Origin of the sequence: Halolactibacillus alkaliphilus (assembly GCF_900115465.1) — a bacterium.
Classification (GTDB): Bacteria; Bacillota; Bacilli; order Bacillales; family Amphibacillaceae; genus Halolactibacillus; species Halolactibacillus alkaliphilus.
Map to the genome: position 1 here is coordinate 1 of NZ_FOWN01000009.1, position 15,618 is coordinate 15,618.

The window sequence follows — 15,618 nt, forward strand, 5'->3', positions numbered from 1 at the left end:
TATAAGTGACAGCAAATGCCGCCTTTTAAAGTGCGTTCATGCGAACGCACCGGTTATCCGGTATTAGCTCCTGTTTCCATGAGTTATCCCAGTCTTATAGGTAGGTTGCCCACGTGTTACTCACCCGTCCGCCGCTCATTCCACAAAGTATCACCCCGAAGGGATCTACTTAGTTTCCTGCGCTCGACTTGCATGTATTAGGCACGCCGCCAGCGTTCGTCCTGAGCCAAGATCAAACTCTCAATAAAATTGATGAGTAATACTTTACTCTGGTTTCAAGCACTAGCTTGTCTTACTTTATTTCTTAACTTACTGTGTGTGTTATTCAGTTTTCAATGGTCAAATGAATGGTGGGCCTAAGTGGACTCGAACCACCGACCTCACGCTTATCAGGCGTGCGCTCTAACCAGCTGAGCTATAGGCCCATAATGGAGCGGGTGAAGGGAATCGAACCCTCATCATCAGCTTGGAAGGCTGAGGTTTTACCACTAAACTACACCCGCATCAATCTATTATGGCGCGCCCGAGAGGAGTCGAACCCCTAACCTCTTGATCCGTAGTCAAACGCTCTATCCAATTGAGCTACGGGCGCTAAATTTGCGACGTTTTCTATTATATTATATCCTGCAACAAAAGTCAAGAACAATTTATGGTGCGGTCGAGAGGACTTGAACCTCCACGGGTTATTCACCCACTAGGCCCTCAACCTAGCGCGTCTGCCATTCCGCCACGACCGCTTAGTAAGGTCAAAATAAAAAAGTGAGCCATGAAGGATTCGAACCTTCGACCCTCTGATTAAAAGTCAGATGCTCTACCAACTGAGCTAATGGCTCATTGTTTTTTAAGAAATTTTAGCAAGAAATAGAAAACCTTCAAAACGATTAGTTTTAAAGGAATCGACATTCTACCCTTATTACTCAAAAAATAAAATGGCTGGGCTAGCTGGATTCGAACCAACGCATGACGGAACCAAAAACCGTTGCCTTACCGCTTGGCTATAGCCCAATAAAAATGGCGGTCCGGACGGGACTCGAACCCGCGACCTCCTGCGTGACAGGCAGGCATTCTAACCAACTGAACTACCGGACCAATATGAAATTAGATGGTGACCCGTACGGGATTCGAACCCGTGTTACCGCCGTGAAAGGGCGGTGTCTTAACCGCTTGACCAACGGGCCATTAATCATTTAAAATCCAATGGCGGAGAAGGAGGGATTTGAACCCTCGCGCCGCTTACACGACCTACACCCTTAGCAGGGGCGCCTCTTCAGCCACTTGAGTACTTCTCCGTAATGGCTCCACAGGTAAGATTCGAACTTACGACCGATCGGTTAACAGCCGATTGCTCTACCACTGAGCTACTGTGGAATAATGTTTGTTTGCCGCATCAGCGACGTTTAATAATATACTATATATGAAGTGAGTTGTCAACAACTTTGATCGAATTTTTTTCTGCATTTCAAGCTACTTGTTTACGAAGTCGTGTTGACGACCTAAATAAAATTACCATATATCTCACCCATTCGTCAATAGCTTTTTAATAAAAAGTTAAACTTTCCTTATACATACTTTCTTTTCGTCAACTTAGATCGCTTGGACAGCTTAAGCTCCCATGATATATCACGATATGCTAAAGCATTTGTTCACTTAATTTACCTTCACATTTACCACAACGATAACGCGCTGGATTCATCCGTCTTTTTCTTTCATAGTTTAACCCACACGATAAACACGTATACAAATAACGTTTGGCTGATTGACGTTTCTTACGATGAAGTTCTGAAGGGAGCAACTGACAATGTCTTGGCGCACCCGTTTCTTTCATTAATTGTTTGAAATCACGATCTTTATGCTGATAACCTTTATTTTCAAGGTGTAAATGATAGTGACACAGTTCATGCTTTATAATACCAATCAATTCTTCCTTACCACATTCGGTCAAATACTTTGGATTAATCTCAATGTAATGTGATCTTAATAAGTATCGTCCACCCGTTGTCCTTAACCTATTATTAAATACCGCCCGATGCCTAAAGGGGCGATAAAAGTATTTCAATGAAATGTCCGCAACTAATCTTTGCAAATCATTGTCTGTCATTCAATCTCACTCTTTCTATATATAATAGAACAGTACATCGATACTATTAGAAATAGTATCGACGACTACTCCGCTTCTAAAATTTCAGCATGACACTTTGTTCTTTTAAAAAAACTTGAAATTCAATTATCAAACTTGTTGATTCGGTTTGATCATCGTTAAGGCAATTCTTCCTTTTTGTGTATCCACGCTATCAACCCAGACTGTGACAACATCACCCACTGAACAAATATCCATCGGATGTTTAACAAAGCGATTAGCCATTTTCGAAATGTGGACCAACCCATCTTGTTTAACACCAATATCAACAAAGACACCAAAGTCAATCACATTTCTAACAGTACCTTCTAGTTCTAGACCAGGCGTTAAATCTTCCATTGATAAGACATTCTTTTTTAGCAACGGTTGTGGGAAAGCATCACGAGGATCGCGTTCTGGACTTTTTAGCGCCTTAATAATATCTTCGAGAGTTAACCTACCAATATCTAGCTTATTAGCAGTTTCGTTGATATCCAAAGAGTCTAACGCTTCAATGAGCGCATCTTCTCCTAAACGTTTTGTCGTGTAGCCCATCTGTTTAAGTAATGCCTTCGTCTCTTTATAACTCTCTGGGTGAATCGGCGTGCGATCTAGTGGTTCTTTCCCTTCAGGTATACGTAGAAAACCAATACTTTGTTCATATGTTTTTTGACCAAGACGCGGAATTTTCTTTAATTGCGTACGAGAAGTGAATTTTCCAACGTCGTTTCTATAAGTAACAATATTTTTAGCTACCGTTTTGCTGAGCCCTGAGACATATTGAAGCAGTGATTCTGAGGCTGTATTAACATTAACTCCTACTTTATTTACTGCTGTTTCAACAACAAATGTTAAAGCTTCATTTAATCGTTTTTGGCTTACATCATGCTGATATTGTCCAACACCAATTGACTTAGGATCAATTTTGACAAGCTCTGCTAAGGGATCGCTCACGCGTCTAGCAATGGATACCGCACTTCTTTCCTCTACTTGCAAATCAGGAAACTCTTCCCTTGCGAGTTTTGAGGCTGAATATACACTTGCCCCAGCTTCATTGACAATTAAGTACGGCACATCAAGGCCAGCATCACTGATGACACCCGCAATAAACTGCTCCGTTTCACGCGAAGCAGTACCGTTACCAATAGCAATTAAATCTACTTGGAAGCGATCAATGTATTCCCGTATGGCCTTTGTTGCACCTTTCACATCATTTTTAGGCGCTGTTGGATAAATGACACCTACTTTTAACATTTTACCCGTTTCATCAATGACCGCTAGTTTACATCCCGTTCTAAACGCAGGGTCCACGCCTAAGATTGTTCGACCTTTAAGTGGTGGTTGTAATAGAAGATTGTTTAAGTTCTTACCAAAAATATCAATGGCCTTTTCTTCTGCTTGTTCTGTTAACATCGTACGAATCTCACGTTCAATCGATGGAGCAATCAATCGTTTATAACTATCTTTAATCGCTTCATTCAAGAACTCTTTGACAGGTTCTGATGTTTGTCGTTTAATTAGCTGTCTTTTTATATCAGACTCGATTCGATCAACGGGTGCAATTACTCCAACTCGAATAACACCTTCTTTTTCTGCACGATTAAATGCCAGTACACGGTGACTAACGAGTGTTTTTAGTTTCTCTTCAAAATCATAGTACATCTCATAAACCTTTTTCTCATCAATAGACTCGTCTTTAAGTTTTGTTTCGATTTTACCGTCATTTAATGTCAACTTTCGAATGTGTTCTCGGTAAGTCGCCTCATCACTTATCCACTCTGCAATGATGTCATTGGCCCCAGCTAAACAGTCATCAATTGTTAATAAATCATCTTCTTTATTAATGAATTCTTCTGCACAAGCCGATAAATCTTTTACTTCTTGATTGAAAATAGCCAGAGCTAACGGTTCCAAGCCTTTTTCTTTAGCAACCGTTGCTTTTGTCCGGCGTTTTTGTTTGTATGGACGATACAAATCTTCTAAGCGTTGCAACTGTGTAGCTGCTTTAATATCAGATAACAGCTCATCTGTTAACTTATCTTGCTCATCGATCAATCGAATAACTTCATCTTTTCTTTCTTCTAATTGATTTATGTATTGATAGCGATCCTCAATTGCTTTAATTTGCACCTCATCAAGTCCGCCTGTTTGTTCCTTCCGATAGCGTGCAATAAAAGGTACTGTATTACCTTCTGTTAATAAACCGATAACTTCTTTAACTATCGCCGTCTTAATATCAACATCTTTGGCGACAACGCCTAGTAAATGTTCGTCTAATTGTGTTGTCATTTTTCATTCCTCCACTTCTATCTATCTATTTTACCAAACTTTTTTCAAAACACAAAAAGAGAGTAAAGGTCTCCCCCTACTCTCTTTACATATAAAGATATTTATCTGCCCCGATTTGGCAAATACTTTAATACGACAAGCGTCGTATCGTCGTCTCTTTTTTCAACCATCATCTGGTAAAACTGATCTGTGATATCATGAACATCATCTAATTGAAACAAGACATGCGATAATTCCCTCGCATGTACACCATCAGAAAAGATGGCGAACATCGTGCCTTCTTCCAATTCTTCTCGCATTTCTTTCATTTTGCGTGGATAAACACCTAAATAACCTGAAATTGGAATGTTACGTTTCTTTAACGTTTGGTGGTCAATCGTCATCAAACCAATGTTGCCAATCGATGTATAAGTGTATGTTTTAGCGTGATAATCTAATCTTAGAATCCCTAATACAACACCCCGCTTACCAATTAGCGCTTGATTAAGACGTTGCATTAAATCGTTACCTGAAGCTTCGGGGTATTCTTTAATCGTATCAACGACTGCTTGTGATGACTCTTTAGCCACTTCACCCGAACCCAATCCATCAGCAACAACCGCAAGAAAATAATCGTCCGTCTCAGTGTAATAATAGCTATCACCACAATAATAATTGCCTACTTTGGATTTTTGGTACACAGAGATGTGCACATGTTCAAACACTGGCATTAGTCATTAACTCCAATACCATCAGCTTGTAGCGCTTCACGTAACTTTAATAGCGCGCGCCGCTGAATTCTTGAGACATGCATCTGTGAAATATCAAGTAAGTCACCCGTTTCCTTTTGACTTTTATTTTCAAAGTAAGTATATTGCAAAATCTTTTGCTCGCGTTCGGTTAAAATTGGTAACACCTTTTCTAACAACATCCGCAAGTCTGTCCGGTCGAACGCTTCATCCTGCTGACCTATAAGATCTAAAATAGAAACTGTAGACCCATCTGAATCCGCTTCGATTTTCTTGTCGACAGATAACGCTTTATAACTTTGGCCCATTTCCATCGTTTCAAGTACTTCTTCTTCTGTTACCTCTAGATACTCAGCAATATCTTTTACTGATGGAGACCGTTGATTAATGGTCGTTAATTCTTCTGTCGCTCTCTTGATTTTCGGTCCTAACTCTTTAATACGGCGCGGAACATGAACACTCCATGTTTTATCACGAATAAATCGTTTGATTTCCCCGATAATGGTAGGGATCGCAAATGATTCAAAGGTTTTACCTAAAGTCGGATCATAGCGGCGAATCGCTGCCAGTAACCCTAGCATCCCTACTTGTACAAGATCTTCATGAATCGAATTATTCTTCGCATATTTACGTGCGATTGAACGAATAAGATCCTGATAAGTTAACACGATTTTTTCTTGAATTTCTTCATCTCTTGGATTCTTCTGTAGGTGTGCAATCCATTGGTAAACCTCATCGCCACGTTTATTGAGTGGTTGAGATTTGGTCGTCATCAAGGCCCACCTCATTTGTAGGAAGATTTTTCGTCATTAATACTATGACACCGTAGCCACTCTTAATTTCTACTTTGTCCATTAGCGCATCAATGAGAAATAGTCCAAATCCACCTTCACGTAAATTTTCAATCGACTCTGATTGTTGGTACGGTCCGGTCTGTTTCTTTACATCACTTAAATTAAAGCTGCCGCCATGATCGGCAACCATTACTTCTAATCGATCAGCATAAACACCAAAACCAATCGTAACTTCTCCACCCTCATTTTCTTCATAAGCATGTGTTGTTGCATTTGTCATCGCTTCAGAAATTGCTACTTTTAAGTCCTCTATATCTTCATAAGTAAAACCCATCCGGTTAGCAATACCCGAGACACTCAGACGAATCACACCAACATATTCAGGTTTGGCCGGTAATTTCATCTCAATAAAATCAAAATGTTCCATTCTATTCTCCACCCCGTACTGTTGTGTCAATTGCAATAATTGAGTCCAAGCTTGTTATTTTAAATAAACGATGTACTCGTTCTTGAAGATTAACTAGCGTTAATGTCGACCCATGTTCTTTGGTTGATTTCAAGGCACTGATAAAGACCCCTAAACCTGTTGAATCCATATAGGCTACATCTTGTAAATTCACGATTATTTTTTCTGATTCTTTTGCCGTGGCTGGTAATAATTTCTCTTTAAGTAACGGCGCCGTAAATGCATCAATCTCACCCGTTACTATTAGTTCTGTTTGATTGTCTTTCTCAATGACATCAATTGATAAATTAATATTCATATTTTACCTTCCTTCCGCCATGTCCATTGCTTAATGTATTACCCTCATGTGTCATCGAGTAAACATAATTAGTTTTCTTTTTTTAGAATAATCAATGTAAAATCATCTCGCAAATGAAAATCTTGCAGTCGTTCAAAATGTTTATATACTTTCTCTACTGCTTCTTGAGCCGGGAGATGTAAATAGTGCTTAATAACTTCTAACACTTCATCACGTTCGATGAAACGATCACCTAAGTGGCACTCAGTTACACCATCAGTTAAGAGTATAATGGCATCCCCTTCAGCTATTGTCATTATTTCTTCATTGTAACGCGCGTCTGAAGTCGCGCCTAATACAAGCCCTCTTGCAGTAATTTCACTAAATGATTCGGTCTCGTGAAAGTAGAAAAATCCCGGTTCATGACCTGCCGAACTAAAACCAAACGTTTGACTCACCGGGTTATATAAACCATAAAACATCGTAATAAACATACTTGTATCAACATTTCGTTCCACTACACGATTCAAACTCTCTAAAATTTGTGCTGGTTGCCGCAATTGTTCTGGAAAACTGTCCATTGAATATTTTATCATCGACATCGCAAGCGCGGCCGGTACACCCTTACCAATCACATCAGCTAAAGCTATACCTAACGTACCATCCGCCCCTTCGATAAAGTGATAATAATCACCATTCATCTGATTAGCCGGCACACTAACCGCACCAATATCTAATCCCTTAATTGTTGGTTTTTTTGTTTGAAGAAGTGTTTTTTGCATATTAGCCGCAACAGATATTTCTGACTCTAATGCCGACTGCTTTTCTCTAAGTGATTGATATTCTTGTAAGGCAAGACCATAGGATATCATTGCTTCCAAGAGAAAATTTAGTGAATCGCTCACTTCCTTTTGTAAATTGGGGTATAACTCTTTTAGAGCCTCAATATGCACATGGATTATTTCTTCAGGTGAAACATTGTGTTGAACAGACAACTTACTGAGTTGCTCCGCTTGATAGAGTGCTGTTTCATCATGCGTCAATAAGTACTGTTTCAACAATTTTCGATAATCCTCTAAATCTAGTTTCTCTTTTTTCACCTGACCACCCCCTCTGAACTTATCTTACCCATTTTACTGCAATGATTTCTGTCCCCTCACCCCACTCGGTGTTAATCTCAAATGTATCCATCAAGCGCTTGACACCAGGCAGTCCTGCACCTAAACCTCCCGAAGTTGAATAGCCATCTTGCATGACCTGACTCAAGTCACGAATACCCGGTCCTTCATCAACTGCGACAACCTTTAAACCCTTTTTATCTAAGCGATCAATTGTTTCAAAATACACTTTTCCAGTCCCGGCATACAAATAAATGTTACGCGCTAATTCAGAAATGGCTGTTGCAATTCGCGCTTGGTCAACCGTTCCAAAGCCAAGTTCTTTTGCTTTTTCACGCCCTAATTGTCTGGCACCAACGATGTCCCACTCTTGTCGTATATTTACACAGGGCTTTATTTCCATCATTACCCCTCCAGTTCCTGGCGAAGTTTTATCAACCCTTGTTCTAAATCTAAGGCGGTTTGAACATCTTGCATATGAATGCCGAGTTCAATTAACGTCATCGCTACCGCAGGTTGAATACCGGTTAGAACCACTCTCGCTCCCATCAAATCAGACATTGTGACAACATCACCAAGAACTTTAGCAATAAAAGAATCGATAATATCAACACTTGTTAAGTCAATGACCACGCCTGTCGCACCACTTTTATGAATTTTATTTAGTAAATCCTCTTGAAATTGGATCGCAGATTGATCATCTAGATCAATTTGAATTGAAATGAGTAAGTAATTGTGCAACTTTAAAATTGGAATTCGCATGTGTTCACCCCTCCGATAATTGGTTCATAATATCTTTAACAATCGTTTCTTTCTTATCTTCGCGATAGATGGTTCGTCCCGTAAGCTCTAACGCTGTTTCAAATCCTTTTCTTAATGATGATTTTGTTGGAAACTTACCTAAATCAATACCTAAATTAACGATCGTTTGAGCAATTTCTGGTCTAATCCCAACCAAAATACATGTTGCACCAATTAACCGAACCGCCTCAGCTGCTTGAATAATATGGTGTGCTACCATCGTATCTACAACAGGTACACCAGTAATATCAATTAACACAACCTCAGCATTATGCTTAATCACACCATCCAATAAGTTCTCCATAATGAGCTTCGCGCGCTCCGTATCAATTGTTCCAATGAGCGGCATAATAGTAATATTGCGCATCACTGGAATTAACGGTGCTGATAGCTCTTGTAATGCCACACGTTGAAGAGAGACTGTATGCTCCCAACTCCCGGAGTACTCATTAACTAATTTATTAATAATAGGGTCAACCCAACTATCCACTCGATCAAGTATAATAGAGAAGAGGTCAGTATCAATTTTATCATGCTGACTCAACACAAAATCAATCGCGACACGTCGAAAAGTTTGTAACCCATCTGTTAAATAACTGAGCGGCCAACCTAAATTCACCAATCGTTCTGAGAATGATTCCAATTCCGTTGTTATACCACCATTCCCCAAACTATCAAAAATAACATTGACAAATTCCCGGTTGGTACTTTGAAACAATTCATCTGAAATAGATGACGTATAATCATTTTGTTTTTTATCCGATACAATCTTAAGCCAATTTTTAATGATCACATCACTATTATCTATTACGATTTTATCTACACGTTTTGGCAAATGGATAACCACCTTTTTTTATAATTATGTACAATATGAAATATTCTAACAGATACTTCTACTTTACCATTAATACACTTAAAATCCAAAGGATACAAAGTGTATGCCTATTTATCATTTTACTAAACTTTCTGTCATTTAGATAGTCATTACCTATATTATTATCTTAACAAGTACGCTTCCTTAAACATCTTAATGGCGCACCAAGCCAACATCGGTAATACTATTATAAACAAAGATTGACACTATACATAAATATCAAAAAAAGCACCTGTCAATTCAGTTAAGAGACAAGTACTTTTTTATTTAAATATTGGCTAAACCTACACTAATCTCTAATGCCCGATTGATTTTATCCATCATCGGCTGATCGAGATGTGTAATTTTATCTGTCAAACGCTGTTTGTCTATGGTGCGAATTTGTTCTAAGAGAATAACAGAGTCCCTTTCAAAGCCATACTTTTCAGCGTTGATTTCCACATGGGTCGGCAGCTTTGCTTTTTGAATTTGAGCGGTAATTGCTGCAACGATAACCGTTGGACTAAATCGATTACCTATATTATTTTGTATAATTAACACCGGTCTGGTTCCACCTTGTTCTGAGCCAACAACCGGTGAAAGGTCTGCAAAATAAACATCACCGCGCTTTACTATCAGAGTCAATCGCTTACACCCCACTCACTAGGCGCTCTGCCTCCTGTTCAACTAAAAAAGCTTCAGAAGCAATGGACAAATTAATCTTTGCCATTTCTAAGTAGCCTTGTCGCATATCCTCGCGGATTTGCCGTTCTCTTCGTTCTTCGAGGTAGCACTTTGTTGCTTTAAAAATCAAATCTTCAAAGTTACACTGTTCTTCTGTCATTACACCTTTGACTTCTTCCATTAAATAGTCGGGTAATTTGACAACAACTTCCTGCATGTCCATTGACAAAACCAACACCTCCAACACGATTCCTGTTCAATTATGATCCCTTTCATCATATCATCTAATGATTTAAAATTAAAGGTGTAATTGACAGATTTTAAAAGCTAATTACACTAAGAGTGTTTTGAAAACCTTATTTCATGAAGTTTTTAGTGTATAACTTGTCACTCGTCTTCATTTAAATAGTGTCTCGGTAATCGCGGAGTTAATAAACAACTCACTTCATAGTTAATTGTATTTAAATGTTCCGCTACCTCTTCCAGAGTAATCACCTCTCGATGATCCTTACCAACAAAAGTAACTTTTTCACCAACAGGATATGCTTTGTCTAATTTCACCATGCATTGATCCATGCAAACTCGGCCAACAATCGGCTGACGCTTTCCACCAATGAGGACCTCAAAATCTTGCATCCGGCGTTGAATACCGTCACCATAACCTATTGGAATCGTCCCAATCCACTCCGTTTCCTTCGTCTCATACGTCAGACCGTAACTGAGTTTTTCACCTTTATTTAATCGTTTCACATGAACCAGTTGCGTTGTAATCGAAAGGGCCGGTACTAATGTAAAAGGTGGATGCTCCTTTAAGTGCGGAGAAGGGTAAAGGCCATAAAGGCCGATACCAAACCTCACCGCATCATACATATCTGTTGGAAACTGCATGCTCGCAGCACTATTTCCTGTATGATACATAATCGTGTCTTTATATATATGTTTAATCGGCTCAATCAGTTCTCTAAACCGACGGTCTTGTTTTACGTAATATGCCGTATCTGCCGTATCTGCTTTTGCGAAGTGTGTAAAAGCACCCGTCACCTTAAAACATGAAAGGTTTAGCGCTTCTAAAAATAACCGAACATCGTCTACATCACGCAAGCCTAATCGCCCCATACCTGTATCTAGTTTAATATGAAGACTAACTGAATGCTCAAGATGACGTTTAGCTTCTTCTAACCACTCACATTGAAAAGCTGTCAGTTGAATATCTAAGCGTTCAGCAATCCCTACATACGAAGGATCCGTGTAACCCATCACAAGAATGGGCGCCTTAATTCCAGCTTCTCTTAACGAGACAGCCTCTTCTAATATAGCAACACATAAGCCAGCTGCACCAGAAGCGAGCGCTTTTTTAGCAACTGCTACAGCGCCATGACCATAGCCATCCGCCTTCACAACTGCAAGTATCTTTGTTTGTTTAGGGAGTTGTTTTTTTAGAGTGAGGATGTTTTGTTTAACTGCGTCTAAATCTATAATTGCTTGTGCGTTCCGGTACTGCATTTTCCAACTTCCTTTCTATCTCAATACACCTGTTTATATATCGTTTTAGTGCACCAACGTTTATTATTTATCTGCTATCCACTCAACAGACGTTGCAATCGTTTCTTTTTCTTCAATCGTCAAATGGTCTGAGGCAACATAAAAGTCTGTCGATGGATTTGACCATACCCAACCACTCGCATCCAAGGTAAAAGTATCATCATTTTTAATCACCGTTAGCACTCCCTCATTGGATGTCGTTTGCCCTCTTTTGGTTTGAATAAATGTAAAAGGTTTGTCACCACTGTAAGTCATCATCACAACATTTTTCCCATTTACTTCTTTTTCTTCGGTTTGAGTCAAGCGCTGATTAAATGTTTCAGTAGGATAATACCATCCAACGGTGCCTTCATGTGGTGATTCTTGCTCATCTTCAAGGTCCACTTCATCGCGTGTATCATCTAATTCTACATCAAAAATCTCTTCTTTAAAATCCGGTGTCACGTTAATGGATTGAAACTCAATCATAATTTGCTTCGTTTCATCTACGTTCGTCACCAAGATTGTACGTGGCAAATAGGTTTTTTTATCAAAAATTATTTCTTGCTGGCTTAAATCAGGATCTTCTCGCAATGGCGCATTAACACTAAACTGATACCCTCCATCGATTTCTTCAAAAGCCGCCTCTGGATGTGTTCTTAACGTATCAACAATAGCTGTCAATAAATATAACTGTGGTCGGTCGTTCGGCCAATCCATACGGAACAGTTCAGGCGCTTCGTTGTCCGTCAATAGATACACACCTTCTTTATTCCTCACAAGTGTTTGATCGAGCCCACGCAAACCATCAATTAACTGCACTTGGTAAAGGTCATCTTTTCGCCGAATCGTTAAAGCTATTTCTTCCTCACCATCACCAGTCAATATACGCATCAAAGCCTGAGCTTCATAAGTCGTAGCCTCATCACCTACACGAATAACCTCATGGTACACATCTTCTTCATCTAGCGATTGACAACCTAACAAGAGAAATAACAGCACACATATGCTAATTAAATAAATATGTCGTCGTTCTATGATGTCCACATCCTTTATCACTGAATAATTCAGGCAGGATCATTCGATAAAGGTTCGAAAAGCTTCTCCTAACATCCCGGCAACATCTGTTGGTGTCACATCATAAGGTGTATAGGCTTGTTTAATCGCAAAATCACATGCGGCACCGTGCAAGAAGACACCATTAGCAAGGCTTGATAATAAGGGCTTATCTTGCATCATTCTAACACTGCATATCCCGCTAAGTAGATCACCGCTACCACCTTTACTTAACCCAGAATTACCTGTTGTATTAACAATTTGCTCACCCCTGGGTGAGGTGATAATCGTGTTAGCCCCCTTTAAAATAAGGAATACACCATGTTTTTTTGCAAATGATTTTGTCACACTAAAGGGATTCACTTTAATTGCTGCTACACTGTGACCAGATAACATGGCAAATTCCTTAGGGTGAGGCGTTAAAACCGTTGGACTATTTCTGCCTTCTAAACGCCTTAAATCACGACCAAGGAGAGTTAAACCATCTGCATCAATAAGTAATGGCACGTCTTGTTCTAGTAACTGATGCAACATACGCTCTTTTTGATCGTCAATCCCCAAACCCATACCAAAGGCGATCACTTGATATTTAGATAAGAAGTCCTTATTCATTATATAATCCACTGATGTTCGCATAACTTCATATGGTAATTGTAAATAAGGCCACGTCGCCTCATCCGTCATCACACTCACAAGACCTGCGCCAGATTTAACTGCACCGAGTGCACTTAACTGAACTGCTCCAGGCATCGCGACATTGCCACCGACAAGCAAGACATGGCCATATGTTCCTTTATGGCCAAATTGTTGTCGCGGCATTAACGACGTTTGCACTTGAGGTGCTAGCCAAACCGTTCGTGAAATCGAATGAAATGCTGCATAAGGTAAACCAATTGATACAATCGTCTTCTCTCCATAATAAGGCGCTGTTGTTTCAATATAAGCAGTCACCTTTGGTGCTTCAATGATTAGTGTCTTCGTCGCCTTAACTGCCACCGTCATTGAGTCAACGTCCTCACTCACACCACTAGGCACATCAATGCTATAGATTGGCGCTAAGATCTGATTCATCAGATCGACATAGCTTTGGATCGGTTCGTGCATTGGCCCAACGTAGCCTGTACCAAAAAGCGCGTCGATTACGAGGGTGGCACTTTTTAGCTCGTGCTCTGCCTCAGACATTGAAGTTACAATAGGCACACCGAATTTTTTAAGAATAGTGAAATGTTTGTTGGCATCACCTGTGATTTTTTCATTCGGGACAGTTTGAATCAGCTTAACACGATAGCCCCGGTTGTAGAGTTCTCGTGCTACAACGAAACCATCGCCACCATTATTACCCGGCCCTGCCACAACCACAATCTGATCGCGCTTTACTATATCAGGTTCAATTTGCGCAACAATGGATCGACCAGCATTTTCCATCAACATATCGCCTGGCATATTGTAATCTTTCATTGCTGTGAGGTCAATTTGCGTCATTTCCTTACTCGTCAAACACTTCATACGCTTCCTCCTGCCTTTACTGTAATCTATGTCCAATCATCACTCAATATGAGTCAAGAACCACGTTTGCCACAGCAGACGTGTCACTATGAGAAATCGAGACATGTGCGTGATAAAGGTGATCGCCTGGAAAATACAACACTGGCTTTCCAGAGTCATCATTTAAAACAGCAATATCAGTAAAACACAATTTGCCAAGACCGGTACCCAGTGCCTTTCCAAGCGCTTCCTTTGCTGCAAAGCGTCCAGCAACATATTCTACCTTACGTTTTTCTGATACTAATGTGTGATAATATACGCGTTCTTTACTTGCTAATACTTTCGTTATAAAGCGCGGATTACGCTTGATAAGTTTTTTTATCCGATGTAGATCTATTATGTCAATCCCGATTCCCTGTATCATATAGTTCTCCTTTATTTGCGTCATTAACGGCGCATTCTCCTCGCGATCTGAGCTTTTATTCTTAATATTAGTATATCAGATTTGCAAGTCAAGCGGTTATTTAGGTATACTTCAGATAGAAAGCGTAACAAAACTTATTTAAGATAAAAAGGAGCCTCATTATGTTTTTTAGAACTGAATCATTTCGTGATTTTATTCGGTACTACCCAGTTGTCTCAAGTATCGTCTTCATTCAAGTAGTCATCTGGTTATTAGTGTATTTTCAAACCTCGATTGGGTTTACCTTGCTAAATGAAGGTATTGGCATGAACGCGCTTATTAATCAAGGGGAGTATTGGCGTCTGGTAACCCCTATCTTTTTGCATGATTGGCAGGGGATTACACACATATTATTTAATTCATTCGCCCTCGTGTTGTTTGGTCCTGCATTAGAACAGATGCTAGGAAAGCTGAAATTTATTACCCTTTACTTAGGTGCAGGCATTTTTGCCAATGTTTTTGGCTATCTTATTGCCATGGACTCAACAACGCTGTCACTTGGAGCAAGTGGCGCGATTTACGGATTACTCGGTTTGATTGTTTACATGATTTTCTTCACACCAGGACTTATCGACCCAGCTAGTAGACAACTCGTGTTGAGTTACGTCATGATCGGTTTAATTATGACGTTTATTCAAGTCAACGTGAGTATACCAGGTCATGTGTTCGGTTTAATCGGCGGATTTAGCTTCGGACCGCTCCTTGTAAATAATGTGAACCCCTACAAAAGACCAAGACCTAGGCCGCGTCGACAACATCATAGCGGTGTGAATTTCGATCCGAACCGATGGCAAAAAAGACGGCGGTTTAAACTAAACGGTAATATTTCTGCTTTACTTTGGTGGGCACTCATTATACTTGCGGCGTTAGGCCTCATTGGCCCCATCATACTTCCGTTCTTTCGTTAGCTAACACGAAGGAGGGAGGCATAATGCTATATTTTTTTAGGTTACTTGTTATTATCGAG

17 protein-coding genes, 10 tRNA genes and 1 rRNA gene are annotated in these 15,618 nt (G+C 39.8%); 1 reads left to right on the top strand and 27 read right to left on the bottom strand.

From position 1 onward, the window contains the following. The 27 genes from BM163_RS05410 to acpS all read right to left on the bottom strand — a co-directional run. Positions 1–248 (bottom strand): 16S ribosomal RNA (locus BM163_RS05410); the annotation flags it as partial. Positions 249–348: 100 nt separating this feature from the next. Beyond that, positions 349–425, bottom strand: a tRNA-Ile gene (locus BM163_RS05415). A 4-nt stretch (positions 426–429) separates the two neighbouring features. Next, positions 430–503: transfer RNA gene (locus BM163_RS05420), tRNA-Gly, on the bottom strand. 12 nt (positions 504–515) lie between these two features. Next, positions 516–592 (bottom strand) — tRNA-Arg (locus tag BM163_RS05425). A gap of 58 nt (positions 593–650) precedes the next feature. Then, positions 651–737 (bottom strand) — tRNA-Leu (locus BM163_RS05430). Positions 738–760: 23 nt separating this feature from the next. After that, positions 761–833, bottom strand: a tRNA-Lys gene (locus BM163_RS05435). A 97-nt stretch (positions 834–930) separates the two neighbouring features. Further along, positions 931–1,005 (bottom strand) — tRNA-Gln (locus BM163_RS05440). A gap of 7 nt (positions 1,006–1,012) precedes the next feature. Continuing rightward, positions 1,013–1,089 (bottom strand) — tRNA-Asp (locus BM163_RS05445). A 14-nt stretch (positions 1,090–1,103) separates the two neighbouring features. Then, positions 1,104–1,178: transfer RNA gene (locus BM163_RS05450), tRNA-Glu, on the bottom strand. 20 nt (positions 1,179–1,198) lie between these two features. Further along, positions 1,199–1,289, bottom strand: a tRNA-Ser gene (locus BM163_RS05455). 4 nt (positions 1,290–1,293) lie between these two features. Then, positions 1,294–1,368: transfer RNA gene (locus tag BM163_RS05460), tRNA-Asn, on the bottom strand. Between the two features lie 262 nt (positions 1,369–1,630). Beyond that, positions 1,631–2,098 (bottom strand): SprT family protein, encoded by a 468-nt coding sequence (locus BM163_RS05465; protein ID WP_089800990.1) that lies wholly within the window; start codon positions 2,096–2,098, stop codon positions 1,631–1,633. A 129-nt stretch (positions 2,099–2,227) separates the two neighbouring features. After that, complete coding sequence (locus tag BM163_RS05470) at positions 2,228–4,405, bottom strand: Tex family protein (RefSeq protein ID WP_089800992.1); 2,178 nt, start codon at positions 4,403–4,405, stop codon at positions 2,228–2,230. A gap of 101 nt (positions 4,406–4,506) precedes the next feature. After that, positions 4,507–5,115 (bottom strand): SpoIIE family protein phosphatase, encoded by a 609-nt coding sequence (locus BM163_RS05475; RefSeq protein WP_089800994.1) that lies wholly within the window; start codon positions 5,113–5,115, stop codon positions 4,507–4,509. Continuing rightward, on the bottom strand, positions 5,115–5,906 hold the full coding sequence (gene sigB / locus BM163_RS05480; protein WP_089800996.1) for an RNA polymerase sigma factor SigB: 792 nt from the start codon (positions 5,904–5,906) through the stop codon (positions 5,115–5,117). The genes BM163_RS05475 and sigB overlap by 1 nt, the downstream gene beginning before the upstream one ends. Continuing rightward, positions 5,878–6,354 carry an anti-sigma B factor RsbW gene (gene rsbW / locus BM163_RS05485; RefSeq protein WP_089800998.1) on the bottom strand — a complete coding sequence of 159 codons (477 nt, stop codon included), beginning with the start codon at positions 6,352–6,354 and terminating at the stop codon, positions 5,878–5,880. Before rsbW ends, sigB begins: the two co-directional genes overlap by 29 nt. A gap of 1 nt (position 6,355) precedes the next feature. Then, on the bottom strand, positions 6,356–6,691 hold the full coding sequence (locus BM163_RS05490) for an STAS domain-containing protein (RefSeq protein WP_089801000.1): 336 nt from the start codon (positions 6,689–6,691) through the stop codon (positions 6,356–6,358). A gap of 68 nt (positions 6,692–6,759) precedes the next feature. Next, complete coding sequence (locus tag BM163_RS05495) at positions 6,760–7,770, bottom strand: PP2C family protein-serine/threonine phosphatase (RefSeq protein ID WP_089801002.1); 1,011 nt, start codon at positions 7,768–7,770, stop codon at positions 6,760–6,762. Positions 7,771–7,789: 19 nt separating this feature from the next. Then, entirely contained in the window at positions 7,790–8,191 is a 402-nt protein-coding gene (locus tag BM163_RS05500) for an anti-sigma regulatory factor (RefSeq protein WP_089801004.1), read from the bottom strand. 2 nt (positions 8,192–8,193) lie between these two features. Beyond that, positions 8,194–8,550 (bottom strand): STAS domain-containing protein, encoded by a 357-nt coding sequence (locus BM163_RS05505; protein WP_089801005.1) that lies wholly within the window; start codon positions 8,548–8,550, stop codon positions 8,194–8,196. Positions 8,551–8,554: 4 nt separating this feature from the next. Next, entirely contained in the window at positions 8,555–9,424 is an 870-nt protein-coding gene (gene rsbRA, locus BM163_RS05510; RefSeq protein ID WP_089801007.1) for an RsbT co-antagonist protein RsbRA, read from the bottom strand. 306 nt (positions 9,425–9,730) lie between these two features. Further along, the gene (locus BM163_RS05515; protein WP_089801127.1) at positions 9,731–10,081 is read right to left on the bottom strand and encodes a type II toxin-antitoxin system PemK/MazF family toxin; all 351 of its coding nucleotides are present in this window, start codon (positions 10,079–10,081) and stop codon (positions 9,731–9,733) included. A 10-nt stretch (positions 10,082–10,091) separates the two neighbouring features. Then, complete coding sequence (locus tag BM163_RS05520; RefSeq protein ID WP_089801129.1) at positions 10,092–10,349, bottom strand: antitoxin; 258 nt, start codon at positions 10,347–10,349, stop codon at positions 10,092–10,094. A 164-nt stretch (positions 10,350–10,513) separates the two neighbouring features. Then, positions 10,514–11,629, bottom strand: a complete 1,116-nt coding sequence (alr, locus tag BM163_RS05525) for an alanine racemase (RefSeq protein WP_089801009.1) — start codon at positions 11,627–11,629, stop codon at positions 10,514–10,516. A 63-nt stretch (positions 11,630–11,692) separates the two neighbouring features. Continuing rightward, positions 11,693–12,649, bottom strand: a complete 957-nt coding sequence (locus tag BM163_RS05530; protein ID WP_146876959.1) for a LolA family protein — start codon at positions 12,647–12,649, stop codon at positions 11,693–11,695. A 75-nt stretch (positions 12,650–12,724) separates the two neighbouring features. Then, positions 12,725–14,209 carry an NAD(P)H-hydrate dehydratase gene (locus BM163_RS05535; protein ID WP_089801013.1) on the bottom strand — a complete coding sequence of 495 codons (1,485 nt, stop codon included), beginning with the start codon at positions 14,207–14,209 and terminating at the stop codon, positions 12,725–12,727. 43 nt (positions 14,210–14,252) lie between these two features. Then, complete coding sequence (gene acpS / locus BM163_RS05540; protein WP_307725325.1) at positions 14,253–14,636, bottom strand: holo-ACP synthase; 384 nt, start codon at positions 14,634–14,636, stop codon at positions 14,253–14,255. Positions 14,637–14,773: 137 nt separating this feature from the next. Between acpS and BM163_RS05545 the strand changes: the two genes are divergently transcribed. Continuing rightward, on the top strand, positions 14,774–15,559 hold the full coding sequence (locus BM163_RS05545) for a rhomboid family intramembrane serine protease (protein ID WP_089801015.1): 786 nt from the start codon (positions 14,774–14,776) through the stop codon (positions 15,557–15,559). Positions 15,560–15,618: the final 59 nt, after the last annotated feature.

Coding starts and splice junctions, on each gene's coding strand:
- BM163_RS05465 (WP_089800990.1), bottom strand. CDS start 2,098: ATGACAGACAATGATTTGCAAAGATTAGTTGCGGACATTTCATTGAAA.
- BM163_RS05470 (WP_089800992.1), bottom strand. CDS start 4,405: ATGACAACACAATTAGACGAACATTTACTAGGCGTTGTCGCCAAAGAT.
- BM163_RS05475 (WP_089800994.1), bottom strand. CDS start 5,115: ATGCCAGTGTTTGAACATGTGCACATCTCTGTGTACCAAAAATCCAAA.
- sigB (WP_089800996.1), bottom strand. CDS start 5,906: ATGACGACCAAATCTCAACCACTCAATAAACGTGGCGATGAGGTTTAC.
- rsbW (WP_089800998.1), bottom strand. CDS start 6,354: ATGGAACATTTTGATTTTATTGAGATGAAATTACCGGCCAAACCTGAA.
- BM163_RS05490 (WP_089801000.1), bottom strand. CDS start 6,691: ATGAATATTAATTTATCAATTGATGTCATTGAGAAAGACAATCAAACA.
- BM163_RS05500 (WP_089801004.1), bottom strand. CDS start 8,191: ATGGAAATAAAGCCCTGTGTAAATATACGACAAGAGTGGGACATCGTT.
- BM163_RS05505 (WP_089801005.1), bottom strand. CDS start 8,550: ATGCGAATTCCAATTTTAAAGTTGCACAATTACTTACTCATTTCAATT.
- BM163_RS05520 (WP_089801129.1), bottom strand. CDS start 10,349: ATGGACATGCAGGAAGTTGTTGTCAAATTACCCGACTATTTAATGGAA.
- alr (WP_089801009.1), bottom strand. CDS start 11,629: ATGCAGTACCGGAACGCACAAGCAATTATAGATTTAGACGCAGTTAAA.
- BM163_RS05535 (WP_089801013.1), bottom strand. CDS start 14,209: ATGAAGTGTTTGACGAGTAAGGAAATGACGCAAATTGACCTCACAGCA.
- acpS (WP_307725325.1), bottom strand. CDS start 14,636: ATGACGCAAATAAAGGAGAACTATATGATACAGGGAATCGGGATTGAC.
- BM163_RS05545 (WP_089801015.1), top strand. CDS start 14,774: ATGTTTTTTAGAACTGAATCATTTCGTGATTTTATTCGGTACTACCCA.